The organism is Pseudomonas sp. R25(2017), assembly GCF_002112565.1.
Taxonomy (GTDB): domain Bacteria; phylum Pseudomonadota; class Gammaproteobacteria; order Pseudomonadales; family Pseudomonadaceae; genus Aquipseudomonas; species Aquipseudomonas ekonensis.
In genome coordinates this window covers 96,008-110,434 of the sequence record NZ_NEHZ01000015.1, presented here as the reverse complement: position 1 = coordinate 110,434, position 14,427 = coordinate 96,008, and the positions used below count along the sequence as shown (strand labels likewise).

Below are 14,427 nucleotides of genomic sequence, written 5' to 3'. Positions count from 1 at the left end.
ACCTGATACACGCTAGAACATCCGGCCGGCCGGCGTCGGCCGATTTGCCCTGCCCGACGCCGGGAGGCGCCGCGCACCTGCTCCACGGAGGGAGCCTTCATGCCGCAACCTGTCATGCCGCAACGGGGCCTGAGCCTGGTCGAACTGCTCATGGGACTGGCGATCGGCGCAATTGTTCTGTCGCTGGTCGGCCCGGCGTTCGCCGCGCTCACGGAGTCCAGCCGCCAGGAACAGGCGGCGCGCTCGCTGCTCGAAGGCATCCGCAACGCCCGCACGCTGGCCATCACGCACAACCGGACCGTGGTGATGCACGGCATCGACGGCGACTGGGGCCGGGGCTGGCGGATCATTCTGGACAACAGCGGCAAGGGGCCGGAGGACAGCGGCAATCCGCTGCTGGTCGAGCATGCGAGCGACGGGAAGGTGCCGGTCGTCGGCAATTGGTGGGTCAGCCGCTATGTGCGGTTCAGCGGCCTGGGCCAGCCGCTGATGCCCGGAAGGTCATTTCAGGCGGGGAAGCTGCACATTTGCTCGGCCCGGGAGCCGGTCAGCCGATGGCAGATCGTGCTGGCGGCGAGCGGCCGCGTGCGCCTGGCCGGCGAAAAGGCCGAGCAGGCGCTGTGCGGCAAGGCGCAGGGCGTCAGATCGAACGGACGCGCAGCTCTTTCGGCATCGAGAACGTGATGTTCTCCTCACGCCCGGCCAACTCGTCGGCGCCGGTAGCACCCCAGGCCTGCAGCTGCTGGATCACGCCGCGCACCAGCACTTCCGGGGCGGAGGCGCCGGCGGTGATGCCGATGCGCTCGACGCCTTCGAACCAGGCCTCTTGCAGGTCTTCGGCGCCGTCGATCAGGTAGGCCGGGGTGGCCATCCGTTCGGCCAGTTCGCGCAGGCGGTTGGAGTTGGAGCTGTTCGGGCTGCCGACCACCAGCACCACATCGCACTCGTCGGCCAGTTGCTTGACCGCGTCCTGACGGTTTTGCGTGGCGTAGCAGATGTCGTCCTTGCGCGGGCCGCCGATGGCCGGGAACCGGGTGCGCAAGGCGTCGATGACGCGGCTGGTGTCATCCATGGACAGCGTGGTCTGGGTGACGAAGGCCAGCCGGTCTGGGTTGCGCACCTGCAGTTCGGCGACGTCCTGCTCGTCCTCGACGAGGTAGATCGCGCCGCCGTTGCTGGCGTCATACTGGCCCATGGTGCCTTCGACTTCCGGGTGGCCGGCATGGCCGATCAGGATGCATTCGCGCCCGTCGCGGCTGTACTTCGCCACTTCGATGTGCACCTTGGTCACCAGCGGGCACGTGGCGTCGAACACCTTGAGGCCGCGGCCGGCGGCTTCGCTGCGCACGGCCTGGGAGACGCCGTGGGCGCTGAAGATCACGATGACGTCGTCCGGCACCTGATCCAGCTCTTCGACGAAGACCGCGCCGCGGCTGCGCAGGTCTTCGACCACGAACTTGTTGTGCACCACTTCATGGCGCACGTAGATCGGCGGCCCGAACACTTCCAGGGCGCGGTTGACGATTTCGATCGCCCGGTCCACGCCAGCGCAGAAGCCACGGGGGTTGGCGAGTTTGATTTGCATGCTGTGCCTCGTGCCTTGCGCGCAAGAAATTGCGAATACAGTAAAAACCATTCAAAGGGGAAAGTCCCCTTCGAATGGGGAAGAACACGACGGGAGCGAGCCTGCCCGCTCCCGCACGGTCACTGCCCGATGACTCAGAGCGCCTTGACGGAAATGATTTCCACGTCAAAGGTCAGCGTCTTGCCGGCCAGCGGGTGGTTGAAATCGACGGTCACTTGCGCGTCGTCGAATTCCTTCACCACGCCCGGCAATTCAGTATTGGCCGCATCGTTGAAGATCACCAGCAGACCGGGCGACAGCTCCATGCCCGTGAACTGCGAACGGGGGATGACCTGCACGTTCTGCGGGTTCGGCTGGCCGAAGGCGTTCTCCGGCTCGATGGTCAGGGTGCGCTTGTCGCCGCCCTTGAAGCCGAACAGCGCCGCCTCGAAGCCCGGCAGCAGGTTGCCGTCGCCGACCTTGAAGGTCGCCGGGGCCTTGTCGAAGGTGCTGTCGACAGTGTCGCCGTTCTCCAGGCGCAATGCGAAGTGCAAGGTGACTTCGGTGTTCTGGCCGATGCGTTGCACGGCCGATACCTGTTCAGTCATGAACGGCCTCTTCGGTTTTCTTGGATTTGAACATGTCCAGTGCCAGCATCACCGCACCCACGGTGATGGCGCTGTCGGCGAAGTTGAACGCCGGGAAGTACCAGCGGTTCTGCCAGTGCACCAGGATGAAGTCGATCACATGGCCCAGGGCGATGCGGTCATACAGGTTGCCCAGCGCACCGCCCAGCACCAGCGCCAGGGCGACGGCCAGCCAGGTTTCGTTGCGGCCCAGGCGCTTGAGCCAGACCACCAGCACCGCACTGACCACGATGGCGATCAGCGCGAACAGCCAGCGCTGCCAGCCGGAGCTGTCCGCCAGGAAGCTGAACGCGGCGCCCGTGTTGTAGGCCAAGGTCCAGCTGAAGTAGTCGGGAATGACCACGATCTGCTGGAACATTTCGAGCTTGCCTTCGAAGTAGAACTTGCTGGCCTGGTCGATGACCAGCACCAGCACGCTCAACCAGAGCCAGCCCAGCCGTCCGAAACGGCCCACGGCATTAGGCATAGTGACGGACCTCGCCGGCGCCGCTGATGTTGTCCACGCAACGGCCGCAGATTTCCGGATGCTCCGGGTTCACGCCGACGTCTTCACGGCAGTGCCAGCAACGGGCGCACTTGGTGTGGTTCGACTTGACGATCTTCAGCTTCAGGCCGCTGACTTCGGTGGCCACCGCATCGGCCGGCGCCTGGGCGAACGGCGCGACGGCGGCGGTGGAGGTGATCAGCACGAAGCGCAGTTCGTTGCTCAGTTTGGCCAGGTCGTCGCTCAGGGCATCCTCGGCGAACAGGGTCACTTCGGCCTGCAGGTTGCCGCCGACGGCCTTGGCCGCGCGCTGGATCTCCATTTCCTTGTTGACCGCGACCTTCACTTCCATGACGCGGTCCCAGTAGGCACGGCCCAGCTCGAAGTCTTCCGGCAGTTCGGTCAGCCCTTCGTACCAGGTGTTGAGCATCACCGATTCGTTACGCTCGCCCGGCAGGTACTGCCACAGCTCGTCGGCGGTGAACGCCAGGATCGGCGCGATCCAGCGCACCAGCGCCTCACAGATGTGGAACAGCGCGGTCTGGCACGAACGGCGGGCCTTGCTGTCGGCGCCGGTGGTGTACTGGCGGTCCTTGATGATGTCGAGGTAGAAGCCGCCCAGCTCCTGCACGCAGAAGTTGTGGATCTTGGAGTAGACGTTCCAGAAACGGTATTCGCCGTAGCTTTCCTTCAGCTCGTTCTGCAGCATCAGCGTGCGGTCCACCGCCCAGCGGTCCAGCGCCAGCATGTCTTCGGCCGGCAGCAGGTCGGTGGCCGGATCGAAGCCGGTCAGGTTGGAGAGCAGGAAGCGCGCGGTGTTGCGGATGCGCCGGTAGGCGTCCGCGCTGCGCTGCAGGATCTGCTCGGACACCGCCATTTCGCCGGAGTAGTCGGTGGAAGCGACCCACAGGCGCATGATGTCGGCGCCCAGGGTGTCGTTGACCTTCTGCGGCGCGATCACGTTGCCCAGGGACTTGGACATCTTGCGGCCCGCCTCGTCCACGGTGAAGCCGTGGGTCAGCAGCTCGCGGTACGGCGCATGGTTGTCGATGGCGCAGCCGGTCAGCAGCGAGGAGTGGAACCAGCCGCGGTGCTGGTCGGAACCTTCCAGGTACAGGTCGGCGCGCGGGCCGGTCTCGTGGCCCATCGGGTGCGAGCCGCGCAGCACGTGCCAGTGGGTGGTGCCCGAGTCGAACCAGACGTCGAGGGTGTCGCTGATCTTGTCGTACTGCGGCGCTTCATCGCCCAGCAGTTCGGCCGCGTCCAGCTTGAACCAGGCGTCGATGCCTTCGGCTTCGACGCGCTTGGCGACCTCTTCCATCAGCTCGACGGTGCGCGGGTGCAGTTCGCCGCTTTCCTTGTTCAGGAAGAACGGGATCGGCACGCCCCAGTTGCGCTGACGGGAGATGCACCAGTCCGGACGGTTGGCGATCATCGAGTGCAGACGCGCCTGGCCCCAGGCCGGCACGAACTTGGTCTCTTCGATAGCCTTGAGCGAGCGCTGGCGCAGGGTGTCGCCGGCGGTCGGCTGCTTGTCCATGCCGATGAACCACTGCGCGGTGGCGCGGTAGATCAGCGGGGTCTTGTGGCGCCAGCAGTGCATGTAGCTGTGGTCGATGACGGTGGTGTGCAGCAGCGCACCGACTTCGCTCAGCTTGTCGACGATGGCCGGGTTGGCCTTCCAGATGAACTGGCCGCCGAAGAATTCCAGCGACGGTGCGTAGACGCCGTTGCTCTGCACCGGGTTGAGGATGTCGTCGTTGACCATGCCGTATTTCTTGCAGGTCACGAAGTCGTCCACGCCGTAGGCCGGAGCGGAGTGAACCACGCCGGTGCCGGCGCCCAGCTCCACGTAGTCGGCCAGGTACACCGGCGACAGGCGGTCATAGAACGGGTGGCGGAAGTTGATCAGCTCCAGCGCCGAACCCGGCGCGGTGGCCAGCACGGTGCCTTCTACACCGTAACGGGACAGGCACGACTCCACCAGCTCTTCGGCCAGCACCAGCAGCTTGTCGCCGACATCGACCAAGGCGTAGTTGAATTCCGGGTGGACGTTCAGCGCCTGGTTGGCCGGGATGGTCCACGGGGTGGTGGTCCAGATCACGATGGCGGCCGGTTTGGCCAGCGACGCCAGGCCGAACGCGGCGGCCAGCTTGGCCTCGTCGGCGATCGGGAACGCCACGTCGATGGTCGAGGATTTCTTGTTCTCGTACTCGACTTCCGCCTCGGCCAGGGCCGAACCGCAGTCGAAGCACCAGTTCACGGGCTTGAGGCCCTTGAACACGAAACCGCCCTTGACGATTTCGGCGAGGGCGCGGATCTCACCGGCCTCGTTCTTGAAATCCATGGTCTTGTACGGGTTGGCGAAGTCGCCCAGCACGCCGAGGCGGATGAACTCGCTCTTCTGGCCTTCGATCTGCTCGGACGCGTAGGCGCGGCACAGTTCGCGGGTCTTTTCCGCGCCCAGGTTCTTGCCGTGGGTCACTTCGACCTTGTGCTCGATCGGCAGGCCGTGGCAGTCCCAGCCCGGCACGTACGGCGCGTCGAAGCCCGACAGGGTCTTCGAGCGGATGATCATGTCCTTGAGAATCTTGTTCAGTGCGTGACCGATGTGGATCGTGCCGTTGGCGTACGGAGGGCCGTCGTGCAGGACGAACTTCGGACGGTCCTTGCCAATCTCGCGCAACTTTCCGTACAGGCCAATACTGTCCCAGCGCTGCAGGATCTGCGGTTCGCGCTGTGGCAGGCCGGCCTTCATTGGGAAGGCGGTGTCCGGAAGGTTTAGCGTGGCTTTATAGTCGGTCATTTAAGGCTCTTCATTAGCGATGGGCGCTAGGTGCGGCGAGTGCACGGGCGGCGGCGACATCCGCGTTGATCGCCGTTTTCAGTGCCTCCAGGGAGGCGAAACGCTGCTCTTCGCGCAGCTTTTGGTGGAAAACCACCGTCAGGCGCCGGTCGTACAGATCGCCGGCGAAATCGAGTAGATGGACTTCAAGGTGGGCCTTGCCGTCACCTTGCACCGTGGGCCGCACGCCGATGTTGGCGACGCCGGGCCAGGTCTTGCCGTCGATGGCGACGTCGACCAGGTAGACCCCGGTGAACGGCACGCGACGGCGCTTGAGCTGAATGTTGGCTGTGGGCGTACCCAGTTGCCGGGCCAGTTTCTGGCCGTGCAGCACGCGGCCGGCGATCCGGTACGGACGGCCGAGCAAACGTTCGGCCAGAGCGAAATCGGCGGCGGCCAGCGCGTTGCGCACCTGGGTGCTGCTGACCCGCAGGCCATCCAGCTCGACGGTCTGCGCGGCCTCCACGGTGAAACCGTGCACCTGGCCGGCCTGCAGCAGGAAATCGAAATCGCCGAGACGGTCGCAGCCGAAACGGAAATCGTCGCCGACCTCCAGGTGCTGCACGCCGAGGCCGTCCACGAGGATGGTGTCGACGAACTCGCTGGCGCTGAGCTTGCTCAGGCGCTGGTTGAACGCCAGGCACAGCACTCGGTCGACGCCTTCGGCGGCCAGCAGCTGCAGTTTGTCCCGCAGCCGGGCCAGGCGTGCCGGCGCCGTGTCCGGGGCGAAGAATTCCCGGGGCTGCGGCTCGAAAATCACCACGCAGCTGGGCACGCCCAACTCGAGCGCACGCTCGCGCAGCCGGCCCAGGATAGCCTGGTGACCCCGGTGCACACCGTCAAAGTTGCCAATAGTGGCGACGCAGCCCCGATGCTGGGGGCGCAAGTTGTGAAGGCCTCGAACCAGCTGCATAACGCGCTTCTTGCTCATAAAGTGGCCGATTATAACCACACCCGACGGCCGACGACAGGCAACACCGTCACCCAAAGTGATCGAGCCGACAAAACCGCCGGCCCGAACCGCAGCGCAGGGGCCGAAACCTCAGCCCAACGCCTTGCGGTTGAAGTCGCGCAGGCGGAAGCCCAACAGCAGCAGCATGCCGAAATACGCCACCACGCCCGCCACCACCAGCACGCCCAGGCGCAGGAAACGCTCCAGCATGTGCCCCTGATCCCAGGCCGGCATGAAACGCATGCCGACCAGCAGCACCAGCGACATCACCGCGACCGCCACCAGCAGCTTGAAGCCGAACGCGGCCCAGCCCGGCTGCGGCTGGTACATCTGCTGCTTGCGCAGCTGATAGAACAAAAGCCCGGCGTTCAGGCACGCGCCGGCGCTGATCGCCAGCGCCAGGCCGGCATGGGCCAGCGGGCCGATCAGCAGCAGGTTGAACAACTGGGTGACGATCAGGGTGAAGATCGCGATCTTCACCGGCGTGCGGATGTTCTGCTGCGCATAGAAACCCGGCGCCAGCACCTTGATCAGAATGATCCCGAGCAGGCCGACGGAATAGGCGATCAGCGCCCGCTGGGTCATCGCCGCATCGAAACCGGTGAACTGACCGTACTGGAACAGCGACACTGTCAAAGGCTCGGCGAGGATGCCCAGCGCCAGCGCGCACGGCAGCACCAGTACGAAGCACAGGCGCAGGCCCCAGTCGAGGATGCGCGAATATTCGTGGCGGTCTTTGTTGGCGTAGGTCTTGGCCAGGGTCGGCAGCAGGATCGTGCCCAGCGCCACGCCCAGCACGCCGGACGGCAATTCCATCAAGCGATCGGCGTAGTACATCCAGGACACCGAGCCGGCCACCAGGAACGAGGCGAAAATGGTGTTGATGATCAGGGAGATCTGGCTGACCGACACCCCGACGATCGCCGGCAGCATCTGCTTCATCACCCGCCAGACACCGGTGTCGCGCAGGTTCAGGCGCGGCAGCACCAGCATGCCGATCTTCTTCAGGTGCGGCAGCTGGTAGAGCAGCTGCGCCAGGCCTCCGACCAACACCGCCCAGCCCAGGGCCATGACCGGCGGATCGAAGTACGGGGTCAGGAACAGCGAAAACACGATCATGCTGACGTTCAGCAGCGTCGGCACGAAGGCCGGCACCGAAAAGCGGTTCCAGGTGTTGAGGATCGCTCCGGCCAGCGAAGACAGCGAGATCAGCAATATATAAGGAAAAGTCACCCGCAGCAGGTCGGAGGTGAGGCGGAACTTCTCCGGCGTATCGGCAAAGCCCGGCGCGGTGGCCCAGATCACCCACGGCGCGGCGAGCATGCCCAGCGCCGTGACGAGGGCCAGCACCAGGGTCAGCAGGCCCGAGACATAGGCGATGAACGTGCGGGTGGCCTCCTCGCCCTTCTGGCTCTTGTATTCGGCCAGGATCGGCACGAACGCCTGGGAGAACGCGCCTTCGGCGAAGATCCGCCGCAGCAGGTTGGGCAGCTTGAAGGCGATGAAGAAGGCGTCGGTCGCCATTCCGGCGCCGAACGTGCGCGCGATGAGCGTGTCGCGGACAAACCCGAGAACCCGGGAAAGCATCGTGATAGAGCTGACGGCGGCCAACGATTTGAGCAGATTCATTGAAGGAATGTGTGCCTGTCGATAAACAGCAGGCGAACTGTGCGCCCACTTGTGCGATACTCCGCGCCGCAACAGCACAGAGCCAAAGCTCGCGAGTTTACAGGTCATGCGCCGGAATGAAATATCCCGTCGCGTTATGCCTACCACTTAGCGGAACGTCTCAAGCGCCCTTGACAAGACATCAACTCATCGGCATGATTCGCGGCCTATTTTGTTTGCTATTCCCTAAAAAGTCTTTCGAGGAGCTCGACGGTGGCCAACTCACCTTCCGCCAAAAAACGTGCAAAACAGGCTGAGAAGCGTCGCAGCCACAACGCCAGCCTGCGTTCCATGGTTCGTACCTACATCAAGAATGTAGTTAAAGCCATCGACGCAAAAGACGCTGAAAAAGCTCAAGCTGCCTACACCCTGGCTGTGCCTGTCATCGACCGTATGGCCGACAAAGGCATCATCCACAAGAACAAGGCCGCTCGCCACAAGAGCCGCCTGAATGGCCACGTCAAGGCACTGAAAGCAGCTGCCTAAGCGACGTAGTCACTGAAAAACCGACCCAAGGGTCGGTTTTTTATTGCCTGCGATTTGGCGCATGCGGATGCAGAAAATGCTCGATCCTACCCTGCCGCCATCGCCAACAGTCCAGCCCCCACAGGTTCCGTGCCGCGCACAGCCCCTGCGGGAGCCTCCGGATGACTACTGGGCAGGCGCCCACGGCAGGATCGGGATCGCCGTCACCGCATTCTGCGGACTGCCTTCGATCAGGCGGTCGCTGTAGACCAGATACACCAGGGTATTGCGCTTCTTGTCGAGGAACCGCACCACCTGCATGGTCTTGAACACCAGCGAGGTGCGCTCCTTGAACACCTCCTCGCCATCCTTCAGCTCACCCTTGAACCGGATCGGCCCGACCTGACGACAAGCGATGGACGCCTCGGCGCGATCCTCCGCCAACCCCAGGCCGCCCTTCACCCCACCGGTCTTGGCACGGGACAGGTAGCAGGTCACACCGTCGACCTTGGGATCGTCGAACGCCTCGACCACGATCCGGTCGTTGGGGCCGACGAACTTGAACACGGTCGACACCTGGCCGATCTCCTCGGCCGAGACCGCCAACGGCAACGCCATCAGCAGCCCCAACAGTCCTTTTGCAATCCGCATCGCACGCATCCTCACACCAGAATCAGGTTGTCACGGTGAACCAGCTCGGGCTCGGCCATGTAGCCCAGCAGGCCGACAATGGCATCCGACGACTGACCGATGATCTTCTGTGCCTCCAGGGCGCTGTAGTTGGCCAGGCCACGGGCGATCTCACGACCGTCCGGCGCCACGCAGACCACCATCTCGCCGCGGCGGAAACTGCCCTGCACCAACTTGACGCCGACCGGCAGCAGGCTCTTGTTGCCCTGAGACAAAGCCGACACCGCCCCGTCGTCCAGCACCAGCGTGCCGCGGGTCTGCAGATGCCCGGCCAGCCACTGCTTGCGCGCCGCCAGCATGCCGCGCTCCGGCGACAGCAGCGTGCCGATACGCTCGCCCGCCTTGAGGCGATCCAGCACCCGCTCCAGGCGCCCGCCGACGATGATGGTGTGCGCACCGGAACGCGCCGCCAGACGCGCCGCCCGCAGCTTGGTCTGCATGCCGCCACGCCCCAGCGCACCGCCGGTGCCGCCCGCCACCGCATCCAGCGCCGGATCGTCGGCACGGGCTTCGTAGATCAGCTGCGCATCCGGATTGCTGCGCGGGTCGGCATCGAACATGCCGTCGCGGTCCGTCAGGATCACCAGCAGGTCCGCCTCCACCAGGTTGGCCACCAGCGCCGCCAGGGTGTCGTTGTCGCCGAAGCGGATCTCGTCGGTGACCACGGTGTCGTTCTCGTTGATCACCGGGATCACCTTCAGCTCGACCAGCGCGCGCAAGGTGCTGCGGGCGTTCAGGTAGCGCTTGCGGTCGGACAGGTCGTCGTGGGTCAGGAGGATCTGCGCGGTATGCCGGCCATGCTCGGCAAAGCTCGACTCCCAGGCCTGCACCAGCCCCATCTGGCCGATGGCGGCGGCCGCCTGGAGCTCGTGCATCGCACTGGGTCGTGCGCTCCAGCCCAGACGGCTCATGCCGGCCGCCACCGCCCCGGAGGACACCAGCACCAGCTCCACGCCCGCTTCGTGCAGGGCCACCATCTGCTCGACCCAGACACCCATTGCCGCACGATCCAGCCCCTTGCCGTCAGCCGTCAGCAAAGCGCTGCCGATCTTCACGACCCAACGCTGCGCACCTGTCACCTTGCTCCGCATCATCTTCAACCTTAGCTTGAGGGCAGCGCGACCCAGCGCCGCCCGTGACGTTATTTGTGGCTACCGTTTTCCAGATACCAAAACGCCGCTCGATTGAGCGGCGCTTAAGTTTACTGCAACGGATCAGTCGCGCACGTAAATGATTTCCGGACCGTCGTCGTCATCCACGTCTTCCTCGTCCCAATCATCGTCGCCGATGTCATGGACCGACTTCACGCCGCTGCGGCGCAGAGCGCGCTGGTCATCCAGGGCCTGCAACTGGGCACGAGCTTCGTCTTCGATGCGCTGATCGAGGTCGGCCAGCTCCTCCTGGTAGGCCGGATCATTGGCCAGACGGTCGGCGCGGTCTTCCAGGTAACGCATGATGTCGCGGGTAAGGCGCTCGGTGCCCTCTTTGGCGATGGCCGAGATCACGTAGACCGGACCTTCCCACTGCAGGCGCTCGACCACTTCCTTGACCCGAGCCTCATGCTCTTCCTCGAGGATCTGGTCGCACTTGTTCAGGATCAGCCAACGGTCGCGCTCAGCCAGCGAAGGGCTGAACTTGGTCAGCTCGTTGACGATCACTTCCGCCGCATCCGCCGCGCTGCTTTCGTCCAGCGGCGCCATATCCACAAGGTGCAGCAGCAGACGGGTGCGCGCCAGGTGCTTGAGGAAACGGATGCCCAGGCCGGCGCCGTCGGATGCACCTTCGATCAGCCCCGGAATGTCGGCGATGACGAAGCTCTTCCAGCGGTCGACGCTGACCACGCCCAGGTTCGGCACCAGCGTGGTGAACGGGTAGTCGGCGACTTTCGGCTTGGCGGCCGACACCGAACGGATGAAGGTGCTCTTGCCGGCGTTCGGCAAGCCCAGCAGGCCGACGTCGGCCAGCACTTTCATTTCCAGCTTCAGGTCGCGTTGCTCGCCCGGCTTGCCCGGCGTGGTCTGGCGCGGCGCGCGGTTGGTGCTGGACTTGAAGCGGGTGTTGCCCAGCCCGTGCCAGCCGCCATGGGCCACCAGCAGCTTCTGACCGGACTTGGTCAGGTCGCCGATCACTTCCTGGGTGGACGAGTCGATCACCGTGGTGCCGACCGGCACGCGCAGGATCAGGTCTTCGCCCTTCTTGCCGGTGCAGTCGGTGCTGCCGCCGTTGGAGCCGCGCTCGGCATCGAAATGCCGGGTGTAACGGTAGTCCACCAGGGTGTTGAGGTTTTCGTCGGCCATCATGTAGATGGAACCGCCGTCACCGCCGTCACCGCCGTTCGGACCGCCGTTCTCAATGAACTTCTCGCGACGGAAGCTCATGCACCCGTTGCCGCCGTCACCCGCCTTCACGCGGATCGATACTTCATCAACAAACTTCATAACCAACGCCTCTCGCCGTACGGACGAGCCGAAAAACAATCAAGACATAAGACTCTTGCAAAGATGAGCGCAGCGACCCCAATACACGACCCGCATCGCACGCCGACAGCCCATACAAACAGCTTTGCAAGAGACTCATCCCACAAACGAAAAAGCCCCGTCGCAAGACAGGGCTTCTCCAGCATTCTCGCAATCAGGCTGCGACAACGCTCACGTAACGGCGGTTGAAAGCGCCCTTTACTTCGAACTTGATCACGCCTTCGATTTTCGCGAACAGGGTGTGATCCTTGCCCATGCCAACGCCGTAGCCAGCGTGGAATTGGGTGCCGCGCTGACGCACGATGATGTTGCCGGCCTTGATGGCCTGGCCGCCGTACATCTTCACGCCAAGTCGTTTGGCTTCTGAGTCGCGACCGTTGCGGGTACTACCACCAGCTTTTTTGTGTGCCATGAGTTCAATTCTCCTAGTGAGGAATTAGGCTGAAATTAAGCCTGAATACCGGTGATTTTGATCTCGGTGAACCACTGGCGGTGGCCCATACGCTTCATGTGGTGCTTACGGCGACGGAACTTGATGATGCGGACTTTATCGTGACGACCTTGGGAGATCACTTCAGCCTTGACGGTTGCGCCAGCAACAACAGGTGCGCCGATGTTCACGTCGTCGCCGTTGGCGACCAGCAGAACGCGGTCAAAGGTCACGGATTCGCCGGTGGCGACTTCCAGTTTTTCGATCTTCAGGTATTCACCTTCAGCGACTTTGTATTGCTTACCGCCGGTAACGATTACTGCGTACATGGTATTTCTCCGATAATCCTGCTCACCCAGCTCTTTATAGGAAGAGGTATTGGCTGGCATGGCTGCATGGGGCTGGAACGGCCCAAGTGCAATTGCGTAAGGCAGGTGCTGCCCAGGAAGTTCAGGGTGCGCGATTGTACGCAAGCCGCCGACGCCGCGCAAGGGGCCGTCCATCGCGCCTTGACACCTGCGGACGTGGGTCCTAGCATGCCGCGCAACCCTTCTGGAGCACCTGTCTCTGATGCAACCCCAAGCTTTCTACCGCGCGGTGGCGGACGATTTTAGCGCCGTCGACGGCATCATCAAGAAACAGCTGACTTCCCGCGTGCCGCTGGTGTCGAAAATCGGCGATTACATCACGTCAGCCGGCGGCAAACGCCTGCGCCCGCTGCTGGTGCTGCTGTGCGGCAAGGCCCTGGGCCGCGAGGGCGACGACCTGCGCCTGCTGGCCGCCACCATCGAATTCCTGCATACGGCGACCCTGCTGCATGACGACGTGGTCGACATGTCCGGCATGCGCCGCGGCCGCTCCACCGCCAACGCCATGTGGGGCAACGCCCCGAGCGTGCTGGTCGGCGACTTCCTGTACTCGCGCTCGTTCGAAATGATGGTCGAACTGGGCTCGATGCCGGTGATGAAGATCCTGTCCCAGGCCACGCGCATCATCGCCGAAGGCGAAGTGCTGCAACTGTCCAAGGTGCGCGACGCCAGCACCACCGAAGAGACCTACATGGAAGTCATCCGCGGCAAGACCGCGATGCTGTTCGAAGCCTCGACCCACAGCGCCGCCGCGCTGGCCGGCGCCACCGCCGAACAGGCCGAGGCCCTGCGCACCTTCGGCGACCACCTGGGCGTGGCGTTCCAGCTGGTCGACGACCTGCTCGACTACAAGGGCGACGCCGACACGCTGGGCAAGAACGTCGGCGACGACCTGGCCGAAGGCAAGCCGACTCTGCCGCTGATCTACACCATGCGCGAAGGCACGCCGGAACAGGCGGCCCTGGTGCGCCAGGCGATCCAGAAAGGCGGCATCGAAGACCTCGAAAGCATCCGTGCGGCGGTCGAAGCCTCCGGCTCGCTGGACTACACCGCGCAGTTGGCCCGCGACTACGTGGCCCGTGCCATCAAGTGCCTCGAAGCGCTGCCTGCCAGCGAATACCGCGATGCGCTGGTCGAACTGAGCGAGTTCGCGGTCGCCCGCACGCACTGATCTTGCTGCCCCTGCGGGAGCGGGCTTGCTTGCGATAGCGTCATGTCAGACGCCATCGCGAGCAGGTCCGCTCCCGCAGTGCTTTGCATGCAATGCCCTGCTTCGCTTAAAACCCTATACAATGTGCGCCCTTTAACGATCCTCATACCAAGGAGCCTTAGTGAGCACGTTGCCACCCTGCCCGAAATGCAATTCCGAATACACCTACGAAGACGGTGCCCAACTGGTGTGCCCGGAGTGCGCCCACGAATGGTCCGCCAACGGTGAAGCCGACGCGGCATCCGAAGACACCGTGAAGAAAGACGCGGTGGGCAATGTCCTGCAGGACGGCGACACCATCACCGTGATCAAGGATCTGAAGGTCAAGGGCACCTCGCTGGTGGTCAAGGTCGGCACCAAGGTCAAGAACATCCGTCTGTGCGACGGCGACCACGACATCGACTGCAAGATCGACGGCATCGGCCCGATGAAGCTCAAGTCCGAGTTCGTCAGAAAGGTCTGAGCCCGCTGCCTGCCATCCCGCGCCCGACGCGGGATGGCGACCCCTCCCTCGCTTTCCCCTCGCCGCAACGCAATGGCCAAACGCCAGCCGTTTTGACCTTACGCAATCTTTACCCGCAAAAAAACGCAAACCGCCAATAGGCGCTTGCTATTTGACGAATAAGA

General features: G+C 63.9%; 15 protein-coding genes. 4 read left to right on the top strand and 11 right to left on the bottom strand.

The features are described from left to right. Positions 1-114: 114 nt before the first annotated feature. Complete coding sequence (locus tag CAG31_RS19540) at positions 115-684, top strand: GspH/FimT family pseudopilin (protein WP_085584313.1); 570 nt, start codon at positions 115-117, stop codon at positions 682-684. Here the strand turns inward: CAG31_RS19540 and ispH are convergent. The 6 genes from ispH to murJ all read right to left on the bottom strand — a co-directional run bounded on the left by ispH (position 641) and on the right by murJ (position 8,121). Beyond that, the gene (gene ispH / locus CAG31_RS19535; RefSeq protein ID WP_085584191.1) at positions 641-1,585 is read right to left on the bottom strand and encodes a 4-hydroxy-3-methylbut-2-enyl diphosphate reductase; all 945 of its coding nucleotides are present in this window, start codon (positions 1,583-1,585) and stop codon (positions 641-643) included. The two genes, CAG31_RS19540 and ispH, sit on opposite strands and share 44 nt — an antisense overlap. A gap of 134 nt (positions 1,586-1,719) precedes the next feature. After that, positions 1,720-2,172, bottom strand: a complete 453-nt coding sequence (fkpB, locus tag CAG31_RS19530) for an FKBP-type peptidyl-prolyl cis-trans isomerase (protein WP_085584189.1) — start codon at positions 2,170-2,172, stop codon at positions 1,720-1,722. Then, complete coding sequence (gene lspA / locus CAG31_RS19525; protein ID WP_085584187.1) at positions 2,165-2,677, bottom strand: signal peptidase II; 513 nt, start codon at positions 2,675-2,677, stop codon at positions 2,165-2,167. The genes fkpB and lspA overlap by 8 nt, the downstream gene beginning before the upstream one ends. After that, positions 2,670-5,501, bottom strand: coding sequence for an isoleucine--tRNA ligase (ileS, locus tag CAG31_RS19520; RefSeq protein ID WP_085584185.1), 2,832 nt, complete (start codon positions 5,499-5,501; stop codon positions 2,670-2,672). The genes lspA and ileS overlap by 8 nt, the downstream gene beginning before the upstream one ends. A gap of 13 nt (positions 5,502-5,514) precedes the next feature. Further along, positions 5,515-6,453 (bottom strand): bifunctional riboflavin kinase/FAD synthetase, encoded by a 939-nt coding sequence (ribF, locus tag CAG31_RS19515; RefSeq protein ID WP_085584183.1) that lies wholly within the window; start codon positions 6,451-6,453, stop codon positions 5,515-5,517. Positions 6,454-6,582: 129 nt separating this feature from the next. Beyond that, a complete protein-coding gene (gene murJ / locus CAG31_RS19510; protein ID WP_085584181.1) occupies positions 6,583-8,121 on the bottom strand; it encodes a murein biosynthesis integral membrane protein MurJ in 1,539 nt (512 codons plus the stop codon). 252 nt (positions 8,122-8,373) lie between these two features. Between murJ and rpsT the strand changes: the two genes are divergently transcribed. Next, on the top strand, positions 8,374-8,646 hold the full coding sequence (gene rpsT / locus CAG31_RS19505) for a 30S ribosomal protein S20 (protein WP_085584179.1): 273 nt from the start codon (positions 8,374-8,376) through the stop codon (positions 8,644-8,646). A gap of 165 nt (positions 8,647-8,811) precedes the next feature. Here rpsT and CAG31_RS19500 read toward each other — a convergent pair whose 3' ends face one another. The 5 genes from CAG31_RS19500 to rplU form a co-directional block, all read right to left on the bottom strand. Continuing rightward, entirely contained in the window at positions 8,812-9,276 is a 465-nt protein-coding gene (locus tag CAG31_RS19500) for a CreA family protein (RefSeq protein WP_085584176.1), read from the bottom strand. A gap of 11 nt (positions 9,277-9,287) precedes the next feature. Next, the gene (gene proB / locus CAG31_RS19495) at positions 9,288-10,406 is read right to left on the bottom strand and encodes a glutamate 5-kinase (RefSeq protein ID WP_085584174.1); all 1,119 of its coding nucleotides are present in this window, start codon (positions 10,404-10,406) and stop codon (positions 9,288-9,290) included. A 123-nt stretch (positions 10,407-10,529) separates the two neighbouring features. Beyond that, positions 10,530-11,753 carry an Obg family GTPase CgtA gene (gene cgtA, locus CAG31_RS19490; protein WP_085584172.1) on the bottom strand — a complete coding sequence of 408 codons (1,224 nt, stop codon included), beginning with the start codon at positions 11,751-11,753 and terminating at the stop codon, positions 10,530-10,532. Positions 11,754-11,946: 193 nt separating this feature from the next. Next, positions 11,947-12,204 (bottom strand): 50S ribosomal protein L27, encoded by a 258-nt coding sequence (gene rpmA / locus CAG31_RS19485; RefSeq protein WP_085584170.1) that lies wholly within the window; start codon positions 12,202-12,204, stop codon positions 11,947-11,949. Positions 12,205-12,239: 35 nt separating this feature from the next. Next, positions 12,240-12,551: a 50S ribosomal protein L21 gene (gene rplU / locus CAG31_RS19480; RefSeq protein WP_003228361.1), complete on the bottom strand. Its 312-nt coding sequence runs from the start codon at positions 12,549-12,551 to the stop codon at positions 12,240-12,242. A 241-nt stretch (positions 12,552-12,792) separates the two neighbouring features. Between rplU and CAG31_RS19475 the strand changes: the two genes are divergently transcribed. Together CAG31_RS19475 and CAG31_RS19470 are read left to right on the top strand one after the other, a co-directional pair. After that, the gene (locus CAG31_RS19475; protein WP_085584166.1) at positions 12,793-13,761 is read left to right on the top strand and encodes a polyprenyl synthetase family protein; all 969 of its coding nucleotides are present in this window, start codon (positions 12,793-12,795) and stop codon (positions 13,759-13,761) included. Between the two features lie 160 nt (positions 13,762-13,921). Then, the gene (locus CAG31_RS19470) at positions 13,922-14,263 is read left to right on the top strand and encodes a zinc ribbon domain-containing protein YjdM (protein WP_085584164.1); all 342 of its coding nucleotides are present in this window, start codon (positions 13,922-13,924) and stop codon (positions 14,261-14,263) included. Positions 14,264-14,427 lie beyond the last annotated feature (164 nt).

What these genes read in the sequence shown, in the direction of transcription:
- CAG31_RS19475 (WP_085584166.1), top strand. Translation starts at nt 12,793, where the DNA reads ATGCAACCCCAAGCTTTCTACCGCGCGGTGGCGGACGATTTTAGCGCC.
- cgtA (WP_085584172.1), bottom strand. Translation starts at nt 11,753, where the DNA reads ATGAAGTTTGTTGATGAAGTATCGATCCGCGTGAAGGCGGGTGACGGC.
- ispH (WP_085584191.1), bottom strand. Translation starts at nt 1,585, where the DNA reads ATGCAAATCAAACTCGCCAACCCCCGTGGCTTCTGCGCTGGCGTGGAC.
- fkpB (WP_085584189.1), bottom strand. Translation starts at nt 2,172, where the DNA reads ATGACTGAACAGGTATCGGCCGTGCAACGCATCGGCCAGAACACCGAA.
- lspA (WP_085584187.1), bottom strand. Translation starts at nt 2,677, where the DNA reads ATGCCTAATGCCGTGGGCCGTTTCGGACGGCTGGGCTGGCTCTGGTTG.
- CAG31_RS19500 (WP_085584176.1), bottom strand. Translation starts at nt 9,276, where the DNA reads ATGCGGATTGCAAAAGGACTGTTGGGGCTGCTGATGGCGTTGCCGTTG.
- ileS (WP_085584185.1), bottom strand. Translation starts at nt 5,501, where the DNA reads ATGACCGACTATAAAGCCACGCTAAACCTTCCGGACACCGCCTTCCCA.
- CAG31_RS19540 (WP_085584313.1), top strand. Translation starts at nt 115, where the DNA reads ATGCCGCAACGGGGCCTGAGCCTGGTCGAACTGCTCATGGGACTGGCG.
- rpmA (WP_085584170.1), bottom strand. Translation starts at nt 12,204, where the DNA reads ATGGCACACAAAAAAGCTGGTGGTAGTACCCGCAACGGTCGCGACTCA.
- murJ (WP_085584181.1), bottom strand. Translation starts at nt 8,121, where the DNA reads ATGAATCTGCTCAAATCGTTGGCCGCCGTCAGCTCTATCACGATGCTT.
- ribF (WP_085584183.1), bottom strand. Translation starts at nt 6,453, where the DNA reads ATGCAGCTGGTTCGAGGCCTTCACAACTTGCGCCCCCAGCATCGGGGC.
- rplU (WP_003228361.1), bottom strand. Translation starts at nt 12,551, where the DNA reads ATGTACGCAGTAATCGTTACCGGCGGTAAGCAATACAAAGTCGCTGAA.
- proB (WP_085584174.1), bottom strand. Translation starts at nt 10,406, where the DNA reads ATGCGGAGCAAGGTGACAGGTGCGCAGCGTTGGGTCGTGAAGATCGGC.